General features: G+C 42.4%; 20 protein-coding genes. 3 read left to right on the forward strand and 17 right to left on the reverse strand.

Going from position 1 to position 22,723, the window contains the following annotated elements; genetic code table 11:
- Nucleotides 1–44: 44 nt before the first annotated feature.
- The 15 genes from DXB15_RS12055 to DXB15_RS12135 all read right to left on the reverse strand — a co-directional run bounded on the left by DXB15_RS12055 (nucleotide 45) and on the right by DXB15_RS12135 (nucleotide 18,110).
- Nucleotides 45–974 (reverse strand): AEC family transporter, encoded by a 930-nt coding sequence (locus tag DXB15_RS12055; RefSeq protein WP_118703078.1) that lies wholly within the window; start codon nucleotides 972–974, stop codon nucleotides 45–47.
- 246 nt (nucleotides 975–1,220) lie between these two features.
- Nucleotides 1,221–1,451, reverse strand: coding sequence for a hypothetical protein (locus DXB15_RS12060; RefSeq protein WP_118703079.1), 231 nt, complete (start codon nucleotides 1,449–1,451; stop codon nucleotides 1,221–1,223).
- 5 nt (nucleotides 1,452–1,456) lie between these two features.
- Entirely contained in the window at nucleotides 1,457–2,047 is a 591-nt protein-coding gene (locus tag DXB15_RS12065; RefSeq protein WP_118703080.1) for an HdeD family acid-resistance protein, read from the reverse strand.
- Between the two features lie 127 nt (nucleotides 2,048–2,174).
- Nucleotides 2,175–2,654, reverse strand: a complete 480-nt coding sequence (ybaK, locus tag DXB15_RS12070; protein WP_181369385.1) for a Cys-tRNA(Pro) deacylase — start codon at nucleotides 2,652–2,654, stop codon at nucleotides 2,175–2,177.
- Between the two features lie 146 nt (nucleotides 2,655–2,800).
- Nucleotides 2,801–6,691, reverse strand: a complete 3,891-nt coding sequence (locus DXB15_RS12075; RefSeq protein WP_118703092.1) for an efflux RND transporter permease subunit — start codon at nucleotides 6,689–6,691, stop codon at nucleotides 2,801–2,803.
- A 603-nt stretch (nucleotides 6,692–7,294) separates the two neighbouring features.
- On the reverse strand, nucleotides 7,295–7,825 hold the full coding sequence (locus DXB15_RS12080) for a hypothetical protein (protein ID WP_243115645.1): 531 nt from the start codon (nucleotides 7,823–7,825) through the stop codon (nucleotides 7,295–7,297).
- 332 nt (nucleotides 7,826–8,157) lie between these two features.
- Nucleotides 8,158–8,649 carry a CinA family protein gene (locus DXB15_RS12085; protein ID WP_118703081.1) on the reverse strand — a complete coding sequence of 164 codons (492 nt, stop codon included), beginning with the start codon at nucleotides 8,647–8,649 and terminating at the stop codon, nucleotides 8,158–8,160.
- 420 nt (nucleotides 8,650–9,069) lie between these two features.
- Nucleotides 9,070–10,965 (reverse strand): hybrid sensor histidine kinase/response regulator, encoded by a 1,896-nt coding sequence (locus DXB15_RS12095; protein WP_118703082.1) that lies wholly within the window; start codon nucleotides 10,963–10,965, stop codon nucleotides 9,070–9,072.
- Nucleotides 10,966–11,330: 365 nt separating this feature from the next.
- Nucleotides 11,331–12,101 carry an ABC transporter ATP-binding protein gene (locus DXB15_RS12105; RefSeq protein WP_118703084.1) on the reverse strand — a complete coding sequence of 257 codons (771 nt, stop codon included), beginning with the start codon at nucleotides 12,099–12,101 and terminating at the stop codon, nucleotides 11,331–11,333.
- Nucleotides 12,102–12,107: 6 nt separating this feature from the next.
- A complete protein-coding gene (locus tag DXB15_RS12110) occupies nucleotides 12,108–12,890 on the reverse strand; it encodes an ABC transporter permease (RefSeq protein ID WP_242979908.1) in 783 nt (260 codons plus the stop codon).
- 15 nt (nucleotides 12,891–12,905) lie between these two features.
- Nucleotides 12,906–13,976 (reverse strand): ABC transporter substrate-binding protein, encoded by a 1,071-nt coding sequence (locus DXB15_RS12115; RefSeq protein ID WP_109216553.1) that lies wholly within the window; start codon nucleotides 13,974–13,976, stop codon nucleotides 12,906–12,908.
- Nucleotides 13,977–14,113: 137 nt separating this feature from the next.
- Nucleotides 14,114–15,607, reverse strand: a complete 1,494-nt coding sequence (locus DXB15_RS12120; RefSeq protein WP_118703085.1) for an aryl-sulfate sulfotransferase — start codon at nucleotides 15,605–15,607, stop codon at nucleotides 14,114–14,116.
- Between the two features lie 143 nt (nucleotides 15,608–15,750).
- The gene (locus tag DXB15_RS12125) at nucleotides 15,751–16,062 is read right to left on the reverse strand and encodes a thioredoxin family protein (protein WP_109216551.1); all 312 of its coding nucleotides are present in this window, start codon (nucleotides 16,060–16,062) and stop codon (nucleotides 15,751–15,753) included.
- 206 nt (nucleotides 16,063–16,268) lie between these two features.
- Nucleotides 16,269–17,168 carry an NAD(P)/FAD-dependent oxidoreductase gene (locus DXB15_RS12130; RefSeq protein WP_118703086.1) on the reverse strand — a complete coding sequence of 300 codons (900 nt, stop codon included), beginning with the start codon at nucleotides 17,166–17,168 and terminating at the stop codon, nucleotides 16,269–16,271.
- A 402-nt stretch (nucleotides 17,169–17,570) separates the two neighbouring features.
- Nucleotides 17,571–18,110, reverse strand: coding sequence for a DJ-1 family glyoxalase III (locus DXB15_RS12135; RefSeq protein ID WP_118703087.1), 540 nt, complete (start codon nucleotides 18,108–18,110; stop codon nucleotides 17,571–17,573).
- Between the two features lie 117 nt (nucleotides 18,111–18,227).
- On the opposite strand from DXB15_RS12135, the gene DXB15_RS12140 reads away from it, so the two are divergent.
- On the forward strand, nucleotides 18,228–18,686 hold the full coding sequence (locus DXB15_RS12140) for a CYTH domain-containing protein (RefSeq protein ID WP_118703088.1): 459 nt from the start codon (nucleotides 18,228–18,230) through the stop codon (nucleotides 18,684–18,686).
- 101 nt (nucleotides 18,687–18,787) lie between these two features.
- Here the strand turns inward: DXB15_RS12140 and DXB15_RS12145 are convergent, their stop codons facing one another.
- Complete coding sequence (locus tag DXB15_RS12145; protein WP_118703089.1) at nucleotides 18,788–19,390, reverse strand: DUF1653 domain-containing protein; 603 nt, start codon at nucleotides 19,388–19,390, stop codon at nucleotides 18,788–18,790.
- Between the two features lie 405 nt (nucleotides 19,391–19,795).
- Nucleotides 19,796–20,296 (reverse strand): hypothetical protein, encoded by a 501-nt coding sequence (locus DXB15_RS12150; protein WP_118703090.1) that lies wholly within the window; start codon nucleotides 20,294–20,296, stop codon nucleotides 19,796–19,798.
- Between the two features lie 104 nt (nucleotides 20,297–20,400).
- On the opposite strand from DXB15_RS12150, the gene DXB15_RS12155 reads away from it, so the two are divergent.
- Both DXB15_RS12155 and DXB15_RS12160 read left to right on the forward strand, forming a co-directional pair.
- Nucleotides 20,401–21,741 (forward strand): TrkH family potassium uptake protein, encoded by a 1,341-nt coding sequence (locus DXB15_RS12155; RefSeq protein ID WP_109216798.1) that lies wholly within the window; start codon nucleotides 20,401–20,403, stop codon nucleotides 21,739–21,741.
- A gap of 156 nt (nucleotides 21,742–21,897) precedes the next feature.
- On the forward strand, nucleotides 21,898–22,554 hold the full coding sequence (locus DXB15_RS12160) for a potassium channel family protein (protein WP_118703091.1): 657 nt from the start codon (nucleotides 21,898–21,900) through the stop codon (nucleotides 22,552–22,554).
- The last annotated feature ends 169 nt before the right edge of the window (nucleotides 22,555–22,723 follow it).

The raw sequence follows: 22,723 nt of genomic DNA on the forward strand, positions 1-22,723 counted from the left end.
GGAGGCTATATCAGATGGGGGATTGGCTCCCATCTGATATATACTCACGCAAAAGCAATCATCATGATCAGCGGAACCGTGATTACACTAAATAGTGTTGTCATAAATACAGAACGACCGGCGCCCGTTGTATTTGTCCCGTACTGTTCCGTGATCATGGACTGTGCCGAAGATGCCGGAAGGGCTGCTGTCAGGATCATGACATTTTTTAATGTATCATCCAGTGCAACCGGAACGATCCGTAACAGTCCCAGAATCAGCAACGGAAATGCTATCTGCTTGATCAATGTCAAAAGGATCATCCTGCGATCCTGGAAAACAGCTTTGACCGGAAGTCTGGAAAGAGACAGTCCGACTACAAGCATGGACATTCCACTTGTAATATTGGACAGATATGACAGTAATTTTCCAAGCACATCCGGCATTGGAATCTGAAGGATACATACGATAAATCCAAGGATTACTGCGATATTAATATTGTTGAGTACCATTTTTCGGATACTTAATTTTTCTTTGATCGGATATTTCCATGTGAGCAGTTTGATTCCCACGGAAAAGATCAGAAAATTGCTGACCACATTTCCAAGCGCCATCAGGAACATTCCTTTTCCACCGAAGATGGATAATGCAAGAGGAATTCCCATGAAACCGTTGTTTGAAAATAGCATGCAGTAGATCCATATGCCCTGATCCAGATCTGCTACTTTCATGACTTTTACCAGTAACAATCCAATCAGGAAAGCGCATACGTGTAACAGGATGATCGTGACAAAGGTCTGGATTCCGTAGGCGAATAGCTGCGATCTGTCCTGATCGATGATGGAGCAGAATACAGTTACCGGCATGGTTACTTTTAAGACCAGGGTGGAAAAATCTGGGATGCTTTCTTTGTGGATGATATTTCGTTTTCCTAATATAAAGCCCAGGACGATCAGGGCGAATAGTAAAAATACGCTGGTGGCTACGACAGACATGTGGTTCTCCTCTTTTCTTGTGTGGTGGTTATATATTTTAGCTTTATGAGCCAGAGGATCAGAAAAGAATACCGCGCGCTAAGACGCACGCTTGTATTATTTTCTGATCCCCTGACTATTTACGCTGTGAAAAATGTATAAATCCACGTTATCACAACGGTCTCTACTTTATTTCATTCGAACTAAACCATTGTACACCTGAACACTTACATCTTTCCAGAACATTTTTTCATACTGAAGTAGTATTTACTCATCGAACTCTACTATCACGTAGTAACCTTTCGGCGTTTCTTTTACTTCAACGACAGTTCCTTCCCCGGATTTTAATCGTTCACGAAATTCATAGTTTGCGGACATGGCGTAGGCCTTGCCCAGTGTATAATACCAGGAGTTTGGCAGTTTGCTTTCTGTCACCGGAAGGACATCGCCCACTTCCAGCAGTCCTGTCCGCTCCATTTTAAATTCCATTCTTCGCATAATGTCTAGTCTTCTTCCTTGTAATCTACGTCTATGATATCATCTTCCGGATTGTGATAACGTTTGTATGCACTGCCTGCACGACCGTTCAACCACAGTCCGCTGACGCCGTCATAGATCAGGATGATACCAACTGCCATCATACCGATTTCCAGCGCCAACCATGTGTGAAGCATCAGGATCACACCAATAATGATAGTTGCGATCGCTACCAGAAGTCCAAGCCACCAGCGCGGGCTGTCACCTTTTTTTACTTCCAGAGAAAAAATCAGATCTTTCACGCCATGGTAAGCCAGCATAACACCGATCAAAATCGGGATCAGTGATACAAAAACGCCCGGTTTTGCCAAAATCCAGATACCGATAACTACGCAGACCCCTGCCGGAAGTAACCGCACGGAACGTCCCAGCATTTCCTGAATACGGATTCCCTGGATCAGCAGTACAATACCTGCCACTAATAATACAAAACCTGCAATGCGGCACAGAGTTACAAGGATGGTCCCCGGCCAGATACAAAACATCACACCAAATACGATGCAAATGATGGATGTAATCATAGATTCTTTTTTGATTTTTTGAAATAATTCAGACATTTTGTCCTCCTCTCAGTCTGTCAAAAAGCAGACTACTTAACACAGTAATACACAAATATTTCTAAAATATAGAAACTTTCTTCAAGTAGTTCCGTCTGATGAATAACTATTTTTTACCGCTTACTATTTACTCTGCCTGAATATCAGCAAGCTGTGCATTTGTCACGCCGACTAAGTCCTGCGGATTCATTTTCAAAGTAAGTCCGATCCGTCCGCCGCTGACATAAATTTCAGCAAAGTTTTTTGCGCTCTCGTCAATGACTGTCGGAAACAGTTTTTTCATTCCCAGTGGGGAGCATCCGCCACGCACGTAACCGGTGATTTTTGTGATATCTTTCACATGGATCATTTCCACGGATTTTTCACCAACGGAACGGGCTGCTTTTTTCAGATCTACTTCGCATGCGATTGGAATCACAAACACATAGTATTGTTTGCTTTTGCCCTGCATGACTAATGTCTTGTAAGATGCATCCACCGGTGCACCGGTAATCTCGGCGCAGTGCATTCCATCAATAAATTCGTCTACTTCGTAAGTCAGTGCCTCGTATGGAATCTTCTTTTTATCCAGCATACGCATAGCATTGGTTTTTGCTTCTTTTCCCAAATTGATTCCTTCTTTCCACAAAATGTTCAGAGAAATAAGCTTACTTTTTATTTCTATCACTTTCAATTACTCGGAAGTGATTTGTCTCTCCTCTCACAAAATCTCGTCATTTCACGCTTTCATTCGCGGAGAGACATCTGCTTTATTTATAATTTCTCGTCTAACAGTTCTTCATCGCCGATATCTACTTTCTTCACTTCTCTGCGGAACAAGATATCGTACAGTACCGGAACTACGAATAGTGTCATGAGTGTTGCATACAGCAGTCCGCCGATTACGACGATCGCCATACCACGGCTCATTTCTGCTGCCGCATCAGTACTAAATACCATCGTACACATTGCCAGTACGGTTGTCAACATGGTCATCAGGATCGGACGCATACGGGTTCTTCCAGTTTCTACCAAAGCCTCCCGTTTTTCCATCCCTTCCATTCGTAACTGGTTTGCATAGTCAACAAACACGATACCGTTATTTACAACAACACCTGCCAGCATCAGGAATCCCATCATTGCTGTCAGTGAGATTTCCTGTCTTCCGATAAAGAGTCCCAGCAGACCACCGGTAAATGCCAGCGGAATCGTAAAGATGACGATAAACGGTGATAACAGGCTCTGGAACTGTGCCACCATGATCAGGTAAATAAAGGCAATCGCCAGACCGATCATCAGGAAAATATCACTCATGGCATCCATGACTTCCGTACTTTCACCGGCAATCTCAAGGCTGTAACCGTCCGGCAGTTCATACTGATCCAGTTTGTCCTGCAACGTACGTGACAATACTGTAGTATTATAACCATCTTCTGTCTCCGCTGTCACACTGATGTATGTTTTCTGATTATCTCTTTGAATAGAAGCAAGACTTACGCCTTCGCTCATAGTTGCAAACTCACTGAGTTTGTGTGTTTCGGTCTCTGTGGTTCCGTCGGATTTCTGTTTATCTACAGAAAACTCATAGTCCATCAGGGAATCCACATCTACGGCATCATTTTCATTGACGATTTCTACATCGTACTGTTTGCCGTCCATAGTCAGGGTTGTCGCTGTTTTTTCTGTTGTCAGATTTCCGGCAAGTTCCTGATAAATCTGTGCCACCGTCAGTCCCTGAGCCATAGCTTTGTCCTTGTCAATGGTCAACTGAATCGTTTTATCGCCGCTCTCCTGACCATTGGAAACTTTGGTAAATCCTTTTACGTCAGACACAATATTCATCACGTCATTGCTGATCTCCAGCAATTTGTCCGTATCACTTCCATAAATATTCACGGTCAGTCCACTTGCCATATAAGAGGACATATCCATGTTAGAAGTAGATACGCTGTAATCTTTAAACTTCAGATCTTTGCAGATTTTTTCCAGCTCTTTTGCCACCGGACTGTTGTCCTTTGCGATTTCTTCATCCAATAACAGAAATACGTTCAGATTATGTGTGCCGCCGCTGCTTGTCAGCATGGAAGAAGCACTTCCGGAAGCACTGGAAGAACCAGAGATCATACCAACGTAAGTAACACCGTCAATGGCAGTCATTTTTTCCATTGCCTGATCTGCCAGTGCAAAAGTTTCCTCATCGGTCAGATCCTCATCTGCCTCCAACGTTACGGACATCTGATTACCGCCCATACTCGGGAACAGGATCATACCGGTATTCACTGCCTTGTATGCACATCCTGCCAGAAGTCCGATTGCAATAATTAACGGTACAAATTTTCTTCTCAGACAGAAACGCAATACCTTTTCATATACATTCAGTACTTTATTTAATAATTTCTGCGGCTTCGGCTCTGTATTACGCAACATAGTAGAACTCATCGCCGGAACAACTGTCAATGCGATCAGCAGACTCGCAACTAAGCTGTATGCAATGGTCAGCGCCAGATCTACGAACAGTTCACGCACCAGACCATTGACAAAAATGATCGGTAAGAATACGCAGATGGTTGTCAATGTAGAAGATGCAATGGCACCTGCCACCTGTTTTGCACCCATAACCGCCGCTCTGGCAGATGGTACACCAAGTCCACGCAGACGGTAAATATTTTCGATTACAACGATGGAGTTATCCACCAGCATACCGATTCCCAACGCCAGTCCCGACAGGGAAATCAGATTTAATGTTACACCGCTGAAATACATCAGCACAATTGCCACCAGGACACTCAGTGGAATACTGAATGCTACTACGATGGTTGGTTTGATGGAACGCAGGAAAATTGCAAGCACGATGATAGCAAGAATTGCGCCCACGATCAGGTTTGACAATACGTTCTGTACAATCAGATCTATGTAATCACCCTGATCCATCAGACTTGTAATATGAAGTCCGTCATAGTCTTTTTCCAGCTGGCTGATGGCTGCACCACAGGTATCAGACACATCTGCCGTTCCCGCTGTACTTGATTTTGAAATAGAAAGAACGATTCCGTCATGTCCGTTTACTTTTGCATAGGCATCTCCGGAATTGTCGATCCATGTGACATCTGCCACGTCAGATACATGCACATCTCCCAGTCCGTCAATGTTGCAAAGTACGGAAGATTCCAGTTCTCCATCAGAAGCATATTCGTCACCGACTTTCAGCAGGTACTGATCATCGCCCTGATAAATATAGCCTGCCGGCATTGCGAAATTCTGTGCAGACAGTAACTGAGATAAGGTATCAAGGCTTAATAAAGAATCCAGATTTGCATTTTTTAATGCGGTATCTCTGCCCTGTTCATAAGAAGTCTGTGCATCATCTAATTTTTCCTGATTAGACTCCAATGCAGCTTCACCATCTGCGATCTGTGCCGCACCGGTACTGAAGCCAACTGCGGCGGAAATTTTTCCGGATTCCAGAGCTTCGTAATTGTCTGTCGCTGCTTTTACCTGCTCGTTAACCTGATCCACGATCGCCTGTGCTGCCTGAATCTCAACTTCTAAGTTTGCTAATTCTGTGTCAATCTGCGGCAGACGGGTATTTACGATCTGATCCATCTGTTTCAGATTGTCTGCTGTCAGTGATGCCGCTGCATCTGACTGACCGATCTGTTTCATAAAAGCTGTTAATGCTTCTAATTTTTCCGGATTTTTCAACGCATCAGAAATATCCGCCGGATAAGCGGAAGCATCCATGCCATAGCCTGCTGCCATTTTCTGCATGGAAGCAAAACTTTCATTTACCTGCTGATACTGTGCTTCAATTCCGGCGTCCGTATATGCTTTTTTCTCTGTCTCCAATGCCATTTTTGACGCCTGCAGACCTGCAAGCTGCGCATTGTAGGCAGACTGTGTCGCCACTGCCGCATCCACTGCTTTGCTGCTCTGCGCCAGTTCACTGGATGTAGAATTTTGCTTATCTTCCAGTGCCTTTTTGGAGCTTTCTAACTGCGCCTTTGCACTGTTCATCTGGCTTTTGGCATCGTCAATCTGAGACTTTGCATCCGCAAGCTGATCGTCCACATAAGCTGCCAGTTTATCATTCAGCGCATCGATTTTTTCCTGATTCAAACGGATTTCCACTGTTTTTTCAATGGCTCCGGTTGTATTGACACTGGCTACACCGTTCTGACGCTCCATAGTCGGAACAACGGTATTTTCCACGAAATCACTGAGTTCATAAATATCTTTTCCATCATAATCCACGCTGGCATAAATGACCGGAAGCATATCCATGGACACTTCCATGATCATCGGCTTTCCGGCGCCATCCGGCAGTGTAATCAGATCTAATGCATTGGACAGTTTTACCATGGCGCTGTCCATGTTTGTATCCTCTGCGAACTCCAGCATAACCGTACAATAATTTTCATTGGACGTACTTGTGACATTTTCCACACCGTTGACCGTTCCAAGCCCGGATTCCAACGGTTCCGTCACCGTACTCTCGATTTTGTCTGGCGAAGCGCCCGGATAGGTCGTCACTACCACAACATAGGGCAGCGAAAACTCCGGTAACAGATCCGTGGACATTCTGGTAAAACTTACCACGCCAAGGATCAGACAGACCACCACCGCCACAAATACGGTATAGGGTTTCTTAACGCTAAATCTTGACATTTCTTTCCTTCTTTCTGCTACTATAAATTTTTCAAATTTCTCTCTCAGCAATCTGACATTCCTGTCGAATGCAGATTTTTCTCATACTATCGAAGTATTTTACCGTAAACTGGTTGGCAGCTCAACTGCTTTGATGCAATTTATACTTTTTTTACACTTCATAACAAAAAAGCGACATCAAATACATCGCAGCCATCAGACAGGAGCCGCGACACTATTTAACGTCGCTGTTATTTCTGTATTCTGTTTTATTCCTTTTTTCAGCGAAATATATTTTAACACCAGTTTTTAAAAATCAAGCGCAGAAAATCACACTACAACTTCTAATATTTTTTTACCGTTATAGTTCAGCTCTTGAATACCTGTTTTCTTTTTCTTGTTAAAATAGTAAAAATAATTTTCGTCCATTCTCTTCCACAAATTTCTGATCATTATTTCCATATACAGCTTATTATTAACTGCCAACTCTGCCAAAAACATATCATACAATTGTGTGTGAACTACCCATTGTCTAAAGCCAATGGGCTTCCTGCTTCGCAGACCTCGTAACCTACTATCTCCACAGGCGTTAATTCGGTCAGTCCCTGCCCTATATTGTTATTTTTATGCTATTTGTCTTAATCCTTCTTCCAGTATATTTTTTGCTGCGTTGATATCCCTGTCATGAAAAGAAAGGAAAATTTGATTGTCCGAACTTTTGTCCACTTCATCAATCATTAAAACCACTTTTTTCTGTGATACTTTACACAAATTACTGATTTTCATTCCCAAAGAACGCATTGGAAATTTATCCGACAAAGGGCGATTCCATTCTTCCAAAATTTCTTTTGCTACATTCTGTTCCTGCAAACATGTACCAATATCCATTACCAGCCCTTCTGCCAGATTTTCTAACGATTCAAAATACTCATCTACCGCCTCAAAACTCAGACTGAGTACCAGATATTCTTTTTGCAGACGTCGTTCCAACAAATAAAGTGTCGTTGTTTTCCCATACTGTCTTGCCCGATTGATAGTAAAATACTGTCCGTTTTCAATATAATCATGCATAATCGTATCGATTCGCTTACTGATATCTACCATATAATTTTTTTCTGGAATACATATTCCAGTAACACAAAATTTTTTTGGCATATGGGTTTCCTCCACTTTTTTAATATCTATCAGTATAACTGCTTTTTCTTTCCTTCGCAAGGATTATGAAATGTACAACCATTAGCCGTTTTCAAACACATACATTTGTATTTTATTCTGTAAAACATTTCATACTCAGTATTCGTTACGCATTATATTTTTTCAAGTCGAACGCACGTGAGACTTGGTGCGTGATTCTGGTCAGCGCAAGCTGACATCTTCTTTTCAGAATCACTGTACATCCGCGCGGAGCATTGATCTCAGTCGGAGATTGAACTCCCACTGAGAAATACTTGTTACTACTCACCACTTGCAAAAGTGGGAGTCTCAACTCAGACTGAGATCAATTCCCCTAATTTTTCAAACACCTCATCCGCATACATCTGCTTGATCTCATGTCTGCTCATATCCGCCACCTCTGCTTGTAATTCAAAAGTATGCGCCTGATTTCCAATCCGAATACAAAAATACACCTGCCCCTGCACACTGTCAGCATTATTCGGATCTACATTTCCGGTTGTGCCAGTGATACCAATGGCAACATCCGTGTTCAACTTTTCCTGTGCAGTTTGTGCCATTGCCTCTGCACATTCTCTGGAATATACACCGTATTTCTCAATTACTTTTGCATCCACACCGATCAGAATCTTTGTCTCATTCAAATAAGTAACAAATCCTCCCGGAAAGATTGCTGATGCTCCTTCCGTATCAGTGATCATAGATGCAATCATGCCGGAAGTACAACTTTCCATTGTTGAAATGGTCGTATGAGTTTCTATCAGTTTTTTTATAATATTGTCTATTCGGTTTCTGTTCTGTTCCATTTTACCCCTCCATATTTTTCCTTTTTAAACGATGAAGTGTACTATGAGATAAATTATGCTTATTCGTTAATGTATACCAATTTTCAGTTGAATTTTCAAGCGTTTTCCAAAAAGGTGAATAATCTATCATCACGATATCTCCATCATTTATTGTATGAAATGTATGTACCAGATCCTTCGAACCGTGTATTAGAAGATGATATCATTAGTTTTTATGGTACCTCTACTGGCTTATATTCTTATACAACAGTACTTGGTGCACAATTAACAATTCCGTCCGTTTTAGCAGTTTACATTGATATAAACTAATTAATCTACATCATTTGAAAAAAATCACTAAAAAATCATGGTAACTCTGAATCCACTCAAAGTTACCATGATTTTTATTCTGTTTCTCTGAAATATCAAATTTTTCCATCCTTATCTTTGCAGCGTCTGCTGAATCGTCCTCAGCATCCGGTCCACATCAATCGGCTTTGTAATAAATCCATTCATTCCAACATCCAATGCCCGTTTCTGATCATCCGAAAATGCATTCGCTGTCATTGCTATGATCGGAATATGAGCCATTCCTGAAACCGGAAGCTCACGAATACGTTTTGTGGCTTCATATCCGTTCATTTTCGGCATCTGAATATCCATTAATATGACCTGATAATATCCGACCTCCACCTGTCTCAGACGATTTAAACATGCACTTCCGTCTTCTACCCAGTCCACCATCATTCCTGCACTGGTCAGAATTTCTTTTGCTATTTCCGCATTCAGCTCATTATCTTCTGTCAAAAGGACACGCACTCCCGCCAGTTCCGCATTTGCGGCAATTGCCGGTTCTTTTTGCTTATCGATAATATCGCCCTGTCCCGCAATCTTCAAACGCAGACAAACAGTGATTTTTGTACCCTGCCCTACTTTGCTTTGAATGCTCACCTGTCCGCCCATCAGTTCAACCAGTTTCTTTACAATTGCAAGTCCCAGACCGGTTCCTTCCGTCTTACTTTCCGTGGAAGTCCGCTCACGCTCAAACGCTTCAAAGGCATGTTTTTGAAATTCCTCATCCATGCCGATACCGGTATCCTGCACGGAAATCCGATATTCTGAGAATTCTTCATTCACCGGTGTTTCTTCATACTCTAGTGTAATCTTTCCACCCTCAGGTGTAAATTTCACTGCATTATTCAGTATATTGACCAGAATCTGCTGTAACTTTGTCTCATCACACCAGACACAGGGGTTTTGCAATTCACTGATAATCTGAAACTGAATGTGTTTCTTTTCCATGCTGTATTCCATTATCATATTCAGTTTTTCTGATATCTGCTTCAGATCTACGGCGGTTTCCTCCAACGTCAGCTTTCCGCTTTCAATTCTGGATAGATCCAGCACATCGTTAATCAGCTTCATCAAAACCTCTCCGGATGCCTGTATTTTTGTTACTGCATTTCTGACAACAGCTTCATCATCCGGATGTTTTGCAATGATATCAGCAAATCCAAGGATTGCATTCATCGGTGTACGAATGTCATGAGACATGTTTGCCAGAAACGTAGCTTTCACTGCACCGGCTTCCTTCGCATCTCTGGCAGCTTCTTTCTCATGTTCCAATGCCAGCAGTAATTTTTCCCGCTGTTCCCTGTCATGCTCTTTCTTCTGATGCTCCACCATAAAAAGATATGCCAGCAGCACCGTTGCTGTCAGGCAATAAGGTTGGAGCGGATATGCATCATGCAAAGGGAAAACAAAAATATTAATCAGAATCCCCATCAACGGAATAGATGAAAAAACGGCGGATATCAGTGCATACCTCTTTCCGTTTTTATTTTTTGTAATCAGAATATAGCAATTCTGTACAAAGGCAAATCCATAGTAAAACAGATTCAAAACCGCAAACGACTTGAACCACGGTCCACGGGTATACACACTATGATCATCAATGCTCCACAGCATCCCATTAAACACAGACACAATCACAAGAACAACCAGAAGCATCATCGGAACCGCTTCCAGTATCCTTATGCAGATTCTGCGCTGCACTCCCATATAGCTTTGTATAAACAAATGCCAGGTATACGGCATGATAACGTACATCAACAGAAATGCAAATGCAATGATCCGAAATGCCCTTACACTTCCTCCTTCTGTAAAAAAGCATTTTACAAAAAGGGCATCCAGCGCTACATATAGCTCCACTGCTGTAGTAAAAATAATTGCATATGTCTTACTGATACTTCTTTCAATCGACGTGCCGATTTTTATCAGAAAAAGTGTCAAAACCATCAATAAAAAACCGGATATCCCCAAATATAATTCTTCCATTTTCTTGTCCTTTGTAAAACTTGTCTTCGTAAAAAATTTCTGTATTGCAAAAATGCGTAGAAGAATATGTCACGCTTTGCATTAAGAATACTGATGCTCTCTTGAATTCATTTTATCTTTTTTCTTTTCGATATGCAAGGAAATCAGACGTTTCACCCGACGATTCTTTTTCTTCACATTCAAGTCAATCATATGTGAACCTTGGTGCGTAATTCTGGTCAGCGTAAGCTGGCATATTCTTCTCAAAATCTCTGCATCTGTACACAAAAAATCCCTCTGACTTCTGCTGTCTGTTTGACAAGCATATTCAGAGAGATTTTTCTATAGAAAACAAATATGCAAATCCATTTGTGTGGATTTTCTTTTTAAATGTTGTACTCCGGTACAACGGTCTTTTCTTCGAAGAAATAATCGAAAATTTTCTTTTTGTAGTGTGCAAAATCGCTACCACCACGATCACGGTATTTTCCAAGTTCTACTTCGATGACATCTTTGATACGTCCCGGTCTTGCGGACATTACCACAATGCGATCTGCCAAAAATACGGCTTCTTCGATATCATGTGTAACCATGATCATTGTATTATGAAAACGCTCACGGATCTTCAGTAACTCTTCCTGTAACTCGATCTTGGTCAGTGCATCCAATGCGCCAAACGGCTCGTCAAGCAGCAGAATTTCCGGCTGACTCACCAGTGATCTTGCGATAGCTGCACGCTGTGACATACCACCGGATAACTGGCTCGGATATGCCTTTTTGAACTCGCTTAATTTTACAAGTTCCAGATACTGATCGGAAAGCTTTATTTTTTCCTCTTTACTCAGTCCCTTTAATCCCAGCTGTACATTTTTTTCAATGCTCATCCATGGAAACAGGCGGTGCTCCTGAAAAATCATGCCACGGTCCATGCCCGGTCCTTTGACTTCATTTCCGTCCACAGTTACCAGACCAGTGTCGTTTTTCTCAAGTCCTGCAATGATTTTTAACAGAGTACTTTTTCCGCAGCCACTGTGTCCAACGATGGCGATAAACTCACCTTCCTGAATCTCAAGGTTGATATCTTTTAATACATCTACTTTCTGCCCATCGACAGTAAAGCTTTTATTTACGTTCTGAATTGATAATGTCTTTCCCATTTGTGCTTACCTGCCTTTTTCCCATGGTGTGCATAATTTGCCGATCAGTGAGATCGCCAGATCCATGATCACACCAACTACTGCGATGGCGATGATTCCTGCAAATACAACCGGATACTGCATCAGGCTTCGTGCATCGTTGATACGGAAACCGATACCGGAAGTAGCTGCGATCATCTCTGCACCTACCACTGCCATCCAGGATACGCTGAGTCCCAGTTTTAATCCGACAAAAATGGACGGAAGTGCAGATGGCAGATAGATTTTTGTAAACTGCTGCCAACCATTCAGATGATACATTTTTCCAACTTCGATCAGCTTCGGATCGGTACGCTCAATACCGCTGACGGTGTTGACCAGAACCGGGAAATATGCTGCCAGAAAAATAACGGCAACTTTTGACTCCTCACCGATACCAAACCAGATGATCAGGATCGGAACCCATGCGATCATTGGAATCTGACGGATCGCGGTAAATGTCAGCATGAAGAAACGGTTTGCAAATTTGTTCATTCCCATGAGCACGCCAAGCAAAATTCCTACAACGACTGCCAGTGCATAACCTTTGGCAATACGGCTTAAACTGATGCCGATATCTCCCGGCAGGGTGCCGTTTGCGATCTGTTCTTTTAAGGTTTCAAGCACGGTGCTGATCTTTGGTAAGATCAGTGTAGACATCGCACCGGTAGAGGTGGCAAAATGCCACGCCAGTACAATGAGGACCGGCAATATGATCATGTTGATAAAAATCAACAGTTTTTGTATAAATACGTTATTTCCTTTGTACATGCTCACGCGACCTCCTTACTGTGCGCTTTCCTGATACTCCTGCACTGCTTTTTCCAGATAGGAGGAATCAATCCAGGAATCAAAATCTACCTGATTGGTGATGATGTTGTTGTTCAGCTCAAATTCTTCAATATTTTTCAGTGAAGTAATATATCTGTCATCCAGACTGATCGGATATCCAAGTTCCAGATCAGATACAGCTACCGATTTTACCTGCTCTAACGTTCTTCCGCTCTTCTCAGCAGATAATTCATAGAATGCCTCCGGATCAGATACGATATCATCTTTTGCCTTCAGCATTGCTTTAATGATTGCCACACTCACATCAGAATTTGCACTGATATAATCAGATCTTCCGATCAATACGTTTGGCTCATAGAAAACATCCGGATCAGCTTCCACACCTTTATGTAAAATAGTCGCTTTTCCCTGTTCAACTAAAGTATCTGCCTGTCCGTATGTAACAACTGCTGCATCTACAGCCCCGGTGGAAAGACTGGATAATCCTTCCGGGATTGTGCTGTTAACAAGCTGTACGTCATTCTCTGTCAGGCCAGCTTCTTCTAACACTTTCAGCACATACATCTGAGGGGTTGCACCTCTCTGGTAGGAAATGGTTTTTCCTTTTAAATCCTGTAAGGAAGTGATACCGGAATCAGCGCTGACTGCAAGCTGCCATACAGAACCAAAACTTGTCACGGTCAGTAATTTCGTATCAATGCCGTTTGATTTTGCCATGATTCCTGCAAACCCCGCATAATATGCGTAATCCAGATCTCCGGATACTAACGCCTCATGAATCGCCGGTGCTGCTCCTGTAAACGGAATCAGGTCTGCATCGTAGCCTAATGGATTCAGATATTCATCCAGATATCCTTTTTCCTCTGCCACTGCCAGTGCTCCCTCTGCCCATTCATATCCGGCACTTGGAAAACCGATGTTGACAACCTCATAACCATCTTTATTTTTTTCTGCTTTCGCACTTCCATCAGAGGATGTTCCGTTGTTGCTTCCACAACCGCTGACCACCAGACCTAATGTAAGAACGATACCTAAAACTGCTGCAGTAATTTTTTTGCTTTTCATTTTCCTTCACTCCCTTTCTGCGGAATTCTACTTTTTAACTCTCATTTGTTTCACAAACAGATATCTTTTTCCACCTGCCTGTGTTATGTATCTATTGTTTCTTTATTATTTATTTCTTTGTGAAACAGATAATCTTCCTATTTCTTGATCAGATCACTTTTCTTTACAGTTGCGACACAGAAGTTTACTTCTTCATCCTCATCCTCAGATGCACCGCCACCTGTCATCAGACGTGCATTCGGATCTACACCATCGATGGTTGTCACTTTTCCAAGTCCGTTTCCTACTAAAGAGCCCGGTACGCGGAAGGTTTCTACATCAATCGGCTCTACGGAAATTTCTTCTGGTTTTTCCACCTGTGGAATCCACTCATATGGTACACGATAAGCACGATATACCATATTGTTAGTGAACTGACCAAGAATGGTGTTGAAATACGGATTGATGTACTCCCATACGATTTCATGGTCCGGTGTTACCTCGATCAGACGTCCGTCAGATCCCTCTGTGATCAGTGTATTTCCGTTTGGAAGTCTCTGTGCGCCACTGATATAGGAGCTGTAAAATTTGGATGCATCTGTGAATAACAGGTTTCCTGCTTCTAACGGTGTATACTGCCATGTGATCTCCAGTGTGATCGGATTAAACTGTAATACTCTGGAATAATCTCTTCTTGCGTTATTGACACCAGTTAATGCGCCAGGGTTCGGAGTACCGTAACCGCCTTCGCCACCATTATCAAATATAAGCAGATCGCCTTCGCCCGGAAGTCCTTTCGGAATCATATGTAAATGATGCTGTCCGATGATCCATCCAAGTTTTTTGGTTGCTTCACTCTCGTTAAAATCCGGTCCTACGCGCCATACAATGTCGCCTGTCTCTTTGCTGATGATGGCAAGAATGTTGGAATTTCGTGCATCAATGATAATGTTATCCGGATGGAAACGCTCATCTCCCTGATCGTACCATTTGTTCTCACCTAATACGGACATGCTGTTGATGTGCATCCAGTCGCCGCCGGCTTCCCCCTGCAGGCATGGATTACGGAACAGTGCATTTTTTGCTGCCTCGTCAAATCCAAGCTGATCAAAATGATCACTTGCACGCCAGCTCCATAAAATATTTCCTTCCCAGTCAACTTCGATGATCTTGTCGTCGATCAGTCGTTTGTCGGAAATATCATGATTGTATAAGTTCTCATGTGTCAGAAGTAAGGTATTTCCACTGTCTGTTTTTGGCTCTCCGCCCGGATAATAATATCCAACGGTAGATCCCTCTCTCTGGAAATCATGATGCTGTCTTGCCATGTAAACCGGATCTTTGTCACCGTCTGCGATCAGCTCTGTTTTATCGAATTTCCAGACGATGTTGCCGTCCCAGTCTACCTGAACCAGATCGATCTGATCCTGATACGCTTTTTTACCAGGTCTGGTTCCTGTAGTTCCCATTACATATCCGCCCGGAAGGATCTTGTTCGGAAATCCGCCAAGTCCTGCCCAGAGCTGAACTTCACGACCGTTCATGTCAATTAAAAGTGCTCCTTTTGCGGATGGAAAAACGGTGTAACCGTTGAATGTTTTGTCTTTATTGTAAATTAATGTTCCTGTTGGAAAAATACTTGGATATCCCATGATGTTGTCTCCTGTTCTGTTCTAAATTCTGACCTTTCTACCTTCTTAAACACAATTCAAGAAGTATCCCACGAAAAAGCGATTCGGTCTTTTCTAAATTCTGCTATGTAAATTTGACCTTTTTCCCAAAAAAGTGGTTCGGTCTATAATTTTTTGATGTTTTCTGCGATGATTAATTTGTGTGTAAATCCTACGGATTTCTCTCTGATTTCTCCGTCCTTGAAATATAACAAGGTCGGTACGGAGCTGATTTCATATTCGTCTGCCAGAGACAGTTCATCCGGAATCAGTACTTTTCCGAAATAAACATCATTTCCTGCTTCCTCGGAAAGTTCTGTGATGCCCGCCTCCAGCTTCTTACAGTGCTTACAGGTTGCAGAATAGAATTCTACAACGACAGTGCTATGCTCTCTGATTGTTTTGTCAAAATTTTCTCTGGTCAATTCGTTTACCATGCTGTTGTTTCCTCTATTTCTCCACCCTTTATTCTGACTGGGTTGTTTTTTGTTTTATCAAAGGCAAAGGATATTCGCTATCCTCATATATATTGCAAAAGCATCATTGCTTCTGCATTATATTCATATTTTTAAAATCAGGTTATCTATCTGGCAATCTCAGTTTTATATCTGTGTCGTCTTATATTCTCTATTATTGAATCAGATTATTTTCTAATAATATACTGTATTGCTGAATTTGCAGCGTTTGCTCCATCTGCGGCTGCGGTGATAATCTGTCTGAGTTCTTTTGTTCTGACATCTCCTGCCACAAAAAATCCAGATTCTGAAGTTATGCCATCTTCTCCGGCTTTGATGTATCCGCTCTCATCCAACGTCACCAGATCTTTGACGGCTTCTGTCTGTGGGATCATGCCAATTGCTACGAAAATGCCTTGAATCTCAAGTGTTACTCCTGTATCTAATAAAAGCTTTTCAGCTTTCTTTTCACCGACGATTTCCTGTACTTTCGCATTTCGAATGATTTCTACATTTTCTTTTTGCTCCAGTTTTTCAAGTGTGGATGCATCTCCTCGAAATTCTGCTCTGCGGTGAATCAGATAAACTTTGTTACAGATTTCGGAAAGTAATAAGGCATCATCTAACGCACTGTTTCCTCCACCGATTACGGCTACATCTCTTTTCTGGTAAAAAGCTCCGTCACAGGATGCACAGTAGGAAATTCCTCTGTTATCGAATTTCTCACTTCCCAGAACGGTAAGTTTTCGATGTGCAGCTCCTGCGGTGTAGATCACTGTTTTGCTCTCCAGCACCTCGCTACTTTCCAGTGTGGTTTTAAATCCTGTAGCTGTTTTTTCAAAGGAAACTGCTTCGCCTTCGAAAAATGCAACACCAAGTGCTTCCACATGTTCCCGGATTTTTTCGCCTAATTCATAACCGTTACTTCCATAAAAACCGGGATAGTTGTCAATGCGGCTGCTCTCTGCCATCTGACCGGTTCCTTCATATTCTTTTTCTACTACCAATACGTCCAGATTGGCACGCTTTGAATAAATCGCTGCAGTCATACCTGCCGGTCCACTTCCGATGATCAGAACATCTGTCATTTGTTTTTCCTCCCGTTTTTATATTTCCTATTATTCATACTTGCTTAATAGGTTTTGCATGTCATTGATACTATCACATCAAATAAAGGCTGTCTAATACACAAAAAAAATAGCCAGTTATAGATTTTGGCTATAGCTTATTGGTGGATGGCTTAAAATTTACTATTTAAAGTCTAATAAAAGACCTTCTGTATTTTATCTCAGTCTGAGTTGAGACTCCCACTTCTGCAAGTGGTGAGTAGTAACAAGTATTTTTCAGTGGGAGTTCAATCTCCGACTGAGATCAACAAAACGTATATGGCACCAGTCAGGCAATCTTTCCTCGACAAGCGATTGTTAGCTGCAGAGGTAAGATTGCCTGACTGGTGCCTTCATTATCTAAATTTACTGTCGCAAAGCAATTTACATCATGGTAGACGTACGAATCTGCTCCGCTTTTATGTCACCTGTAAGGTAACGAATGATCTCAATCGCAAATTCAGCCGCTGCTCCCGGTCCTTTTCCGGTTACCAGATTTCCGTCAACAACTGCTGCATCTTCGCTCCAGATTGCGCCGCCTTCCGGTTTGCATCCCGGATAGCCGGTTGCGTGTTTTTCTTTTAAAATGCCGGTTTCAGAAATCATTCCCGGTGCCGCACAGATTGCTGCCAGCATTTTTCCATTATTTAAAAATTTCTGCGCCAGCTCTTTGACACCCGGTTTTTCACCCATTGCGCCGGTTCCCGGTCCACCCGGATAAACGATTCCGTCGAATTCATCAAAATTCATATCTGCATATACTTCATCTGCATGAAAAACGATCTGATGTGCGCCCATGATCTGGCGTTTTCCGGTCACTGAAACTGTTATAACCTCGATACCTGCTCTTCTGCAAAAATCAACTACGGTCAGGCATTCAATCTCTTCTACACCATCGTTACATAATACTGCTATTTTACTCATATTATTTCCTCCGTTTCATTATAAAATTCATAAACAAATTTGCTTCTGATTGCATTTTTCCAACAATAGCTTATACTAAAAGGACATGAACAATAACTATCAGAATGGAGCCTTATTATGGAAATCGAACGCAAATTTTTAATCCGACAGTTACCGGAACATCTGGAACAATATCCATGCCGCCACATTGAACAGGGCTATCTGTGTACCAATCCGGTTGTGCGCATCCGCAAACAGGATGATGCTTATTTTCTCACCTACAAATCCGGTGGTCTCATGGCAAGAGAAGAATACAATCTTCCGCTGACCGCAGAGGGTTACGAACATCTCCGCCCGAAAGCAGACGGTCTGCTTATCACAAAAAAGAGATATTGTATTCCATTTGGTACCTATACCATCGAACTGGATATTTTTGAGGGAGAACTTACTCCGCTGATCCTTGCAGAAGTGGAATTTCCTTCTGAAGATGAAGCGAACAGCTTTACACCTCCGGAATGGTTCACCGAAGATGTTACCTATTCCGGCAAATATCACAACAGCTATATGAGCCGCCACGGTTATCATCCAGAAGCATAGATAGAACATGCCTAAAGCAAACTAACTTAGCAGACAAACTTTCTGTGCATCGCTATTTGTTAGTCACCCCATGCAGGGTTGGCATCTGATTTTATCAGATACTATTTTCTCCAGAGAGAGGTCTGTTCGTATTTCTGACGTGTACGGATACAATATTTTAACTGGTCATAACGATCACTTAATTTTCCCTCCGGGATTACCACATCGACAACAACTGCCAGATCATCGATCAGACGATCTGTAATTTCATTTTTGATGTCGCAGACAATCTGATACTTTTCTTCCATGGTTTCTGCATCCAGAAAACGCAGTAACCATGGATTGATTTGCTCTATGGTATCATCTTCTGGCGAAGCTACTACTGTTTTTTCTATTTCTTTATTGTCATTTTCCACGGATGTGCTTACTGGTTCTTCCTTCTGACACATCGTTGCTGCACTTACATTTTCTTCTTTCTGGCTTATCGTCTCTGGATCTACATATTGAAACCGGTATTTCTGTGTCACTTCCGGATATTTTTCATGATCGACTTCACTCACAAACATATCATACGGGCGGATGTATACACCAAAATCACCATACAACGCCTGATACACAACATACGGTTCCATGGTTTCTGAATGTTTTGCCACTGCAATGATCTGATATAATTTCTTTTTAAAATGTAAATATTTTTCTCCCGGTAACGGATTTCCCTGTGCCATTTTGATTCCTTCTTTCTGCCCCTGATTCTTTCTTCGATCACTCCCCTGATCTGTTTAAATCTGCATGTCTACAGCTTCATCTCAGTCTGAGTTGAGACTCCCACTTCTGCAAGTGGTGAGTAGTAACAAGTATTTCTCAGTGGGAGCTCAATCTCCGACTGAGATAAATGCTCCGCGAGGGCGCACATTGTCTGGGAGACAATGGTTTTGCGCCGACCGGAACGGAGTGTAGAGTGCAGTGATTCTGAAAAGAAGATGTCAGCTTGCGCTGACCAGAATCACGCACCAAGTCTCACGTGCGTTCGACTTGAATCTATGTTTTGTCATGCATCCTTCTATTTTACTTTATTATCCGAAGCCCAAACTAGTAAACATTGTTTTCTATGTTTTTCGCTAATCCCAAACTTATACGTTGAATGAATTTAACATATCCATTCCTTCTGCAATAAAATCACGCTGAAATTCTATGTTGTTTTTTGGTCCTTTGACCATTACCTCATAGACATCATCCATCAGATTCTGATTTTCAGCGTCCCTGTCATTATCCAGCTCCACCTCTCTGGTGTTCGCTTTTGCTGCTGCCACAATCTCGTTCTGATCAAAAATGCTCATCTGCTCTGCCTGCTGCTGTTGCTGTGCGCGCTGTTCGGAAGCTTTTGCCTTTTTTGTATCGGAATATTTTGTCGTGGAAGCCGCTGGCTTTGCCTTCGACTGTTTATAAGATCCATAGGATGTCTGCTGTTTTTTCACCGTTTGTGCCGCTGTCGGCTGTGTCCGCGGTTTCTGTACCGGACAGCTTTGTGTCGTTCCTGCATTTCTATTTCTGTTTGCAGGCTTCTTTTTGCCTTTTACTACACTGGAAATAATAAAAATCAATACAATAAACCAAAAAATCAGACTTGCCATCACGCCATCTCCTTCCTGTCAAACTTTTCGTACAGTATAGCATATTTACAAGAATCATGGTATACTGTTTTGAAGTTCGACTTGATTGAATTTTGGAGGTTACTATGTTTGCCAAAGCAAGAAATAATATTTCACAGATGCAGATGATCGCACTGGGATTTTTCTGTATCATTCTGATCGGTACGCTGCTGCTTATGACACCTGCGGCAAGCCGGAGCGGTACACCCACTGATTTTCTCACTGCTCTGTTTACATCCACCAGTGCCACCTGTGTGACGGGACTGGTAGTCACAAATACGTATCTGCACTGGTCACTGTTCGGGCAGATCATCATTATCACCCTGATTCAGATTGGGGGACTGGGATTTATCACTTTTGGTTTCGGTTTTTCCCTTTTTCTTCGCAAAAAAATCACGTTACGCCAGCGCGGTTTATTAAAAGAGAGCGTAAATGTGCTGAATACCGGCGGAATCGTCCGGCTTGCACGATTAATCTTACGGGGAACTTTACTATTTGAAGGTGTCGGTGCCATTATCCTGACCCTCTGTTTTTGGCGGGATATGCCTTTTCATCAGGCACTTTATTATGGCATTTTCCATTCCATCTCCGCTTTTTGTAATGCAGGTTTTGACCTGATGGGCGCATTTGGAATGTCATCCTTCATCGGATACAACGCAAACTGGGTGGTTTGCCTGACTCTGATGGCTCTGATCCTGATTGGCGGCATTGGATTTTTCGTCTGGAGTGATTTAAAAGAACACAAACTACATTTTCGCAAATATGCACTGCATACCAAAATTGTGCTGGTCACTTCCGTAATCCTGGCTGTTGTTCCAACGATTTTGTTCTGGATTCTGGAGCGCCATGCATTGTTTGCAGACATGAGCGGTTCCCAGGCACTTTTAAATGCTCTGTTTTGTGCCGTCACACCACGAACCGCCGGTTTTAACACAACCGACATTGCCTCTTTGAGCCAGAGCAGTCAGTTTCTGACCATTATCCTGATGTTTATCGGCGGTTGTCCGGGTTCTACCGCGGGCGGTATCAAAGTGACAACGATTGCCGTACTGATCCTGTATCTGCGCTCTACCCTGACCAGAACAGACGGTGTCAACATTTTCAAACGCCGGATGGAAGATGATGCAATTTCAAAAGCTGCTGCTGTATTTACGACACATCTGCTGCTGGCAGTGGTTGCCACGTTTTTGATCTCAATGCTGCAGAATCTTGACCTGACCACGATACTTTTCGATGTCGTATCCGCGGTCAGCACTGTTGGCATGAGCACTGGTGTCACACCTTCTCTGGTACCGGCTGCCAAAGTGATCCTGATCATTTTGATGTATCTTGGACGTGTGGGAAGTCTTTCCTTCGCCATGTCCTTTACAGATAAAAAACGACTCGCACACGTTCGCCAGCCCAAAGAGCATATCAGCATCGGTTAAACATAAGACCCGGCAATCTGTTGGTATACTTTGATTTTTCGGCATATTCGTTATTACATACGGCAAATTACTTCTGATAACGTCTTGCCATTGCATATTTGTTACTATTTATTTTATTACACCAAATCTACTTATTTTCGCAGAAAGGATTTTATTATGAAATCATTTTTAATTATCGGAATGGGACGTTTCGGCAGTCATTTATGCCGAAATCTTGCCAAACTTGGAAACGAAGTTATGATCGTTGATCAGAACGAAGAATTATTAGAGCCGCTTCTCCCTTATGTCACAGATGCAAAAATCGGTGACTGCACCAAAGAAGAAGTGTTAAAAAGCCTGGGCGTCGGAAACTTTGACAAATGTTTTGTCTGCATCGGCACAAATTTTCAGAGCAGTCTGGAGATCACCTGTCTGTTAAAAGAACTTGGGGCAAAATATGTCATCAGCAAAGCAACCCGCGATGTGCATGCAAAATTCCTTTTGCGCAACGGTGCCGACAAGATCATCTACCCGGATCGGGATATTGCAGAAAAATGTGCGGTGCAGTACAGTTCCGACAGTGTTTTCGACTATTTTGAACTGGGCGAAGATTTTTCCATCTATGAGCTGGCTCCGTTGCCGAAGTGGATTGGAAAAACTATTATTGAGATGGATATTCGTAACAAATACCACACGAATATTGTGGCGATTCAGACAGCAGATGGGATTCAGGCAATGCCGCCGGCGAATTATCGGTTTAAGGAAGAGGAACATTTGCTGGTGATGGGAAAAAATGAAGATATACGGAAACTTGTCCGGAAATATAACAATTAGTAAGCAGTGTGGTTTTTGCACAGCCTACAGTAAAGGGACTCTGGCTATTTTTTCTCAGCAAGCGATTGTTAGCCGCGGAGACAAAATAGCAGAGTCCCTTTTCATAACTTATATCAGATGGGAGATGACTCCCACCTCTATAGGGACGCCACTGAAAAAGTGGTCGTAA

The organism is Roseburia sp. OM02-15 (assembly GCF_003481835.1).
Classification (GTDB): Bacteria; Bacillota; Clostridia; order Lachnospirales; family Lachnospiraceae; genus Eubacterium_I; species Eubacterium_I ramulus_A.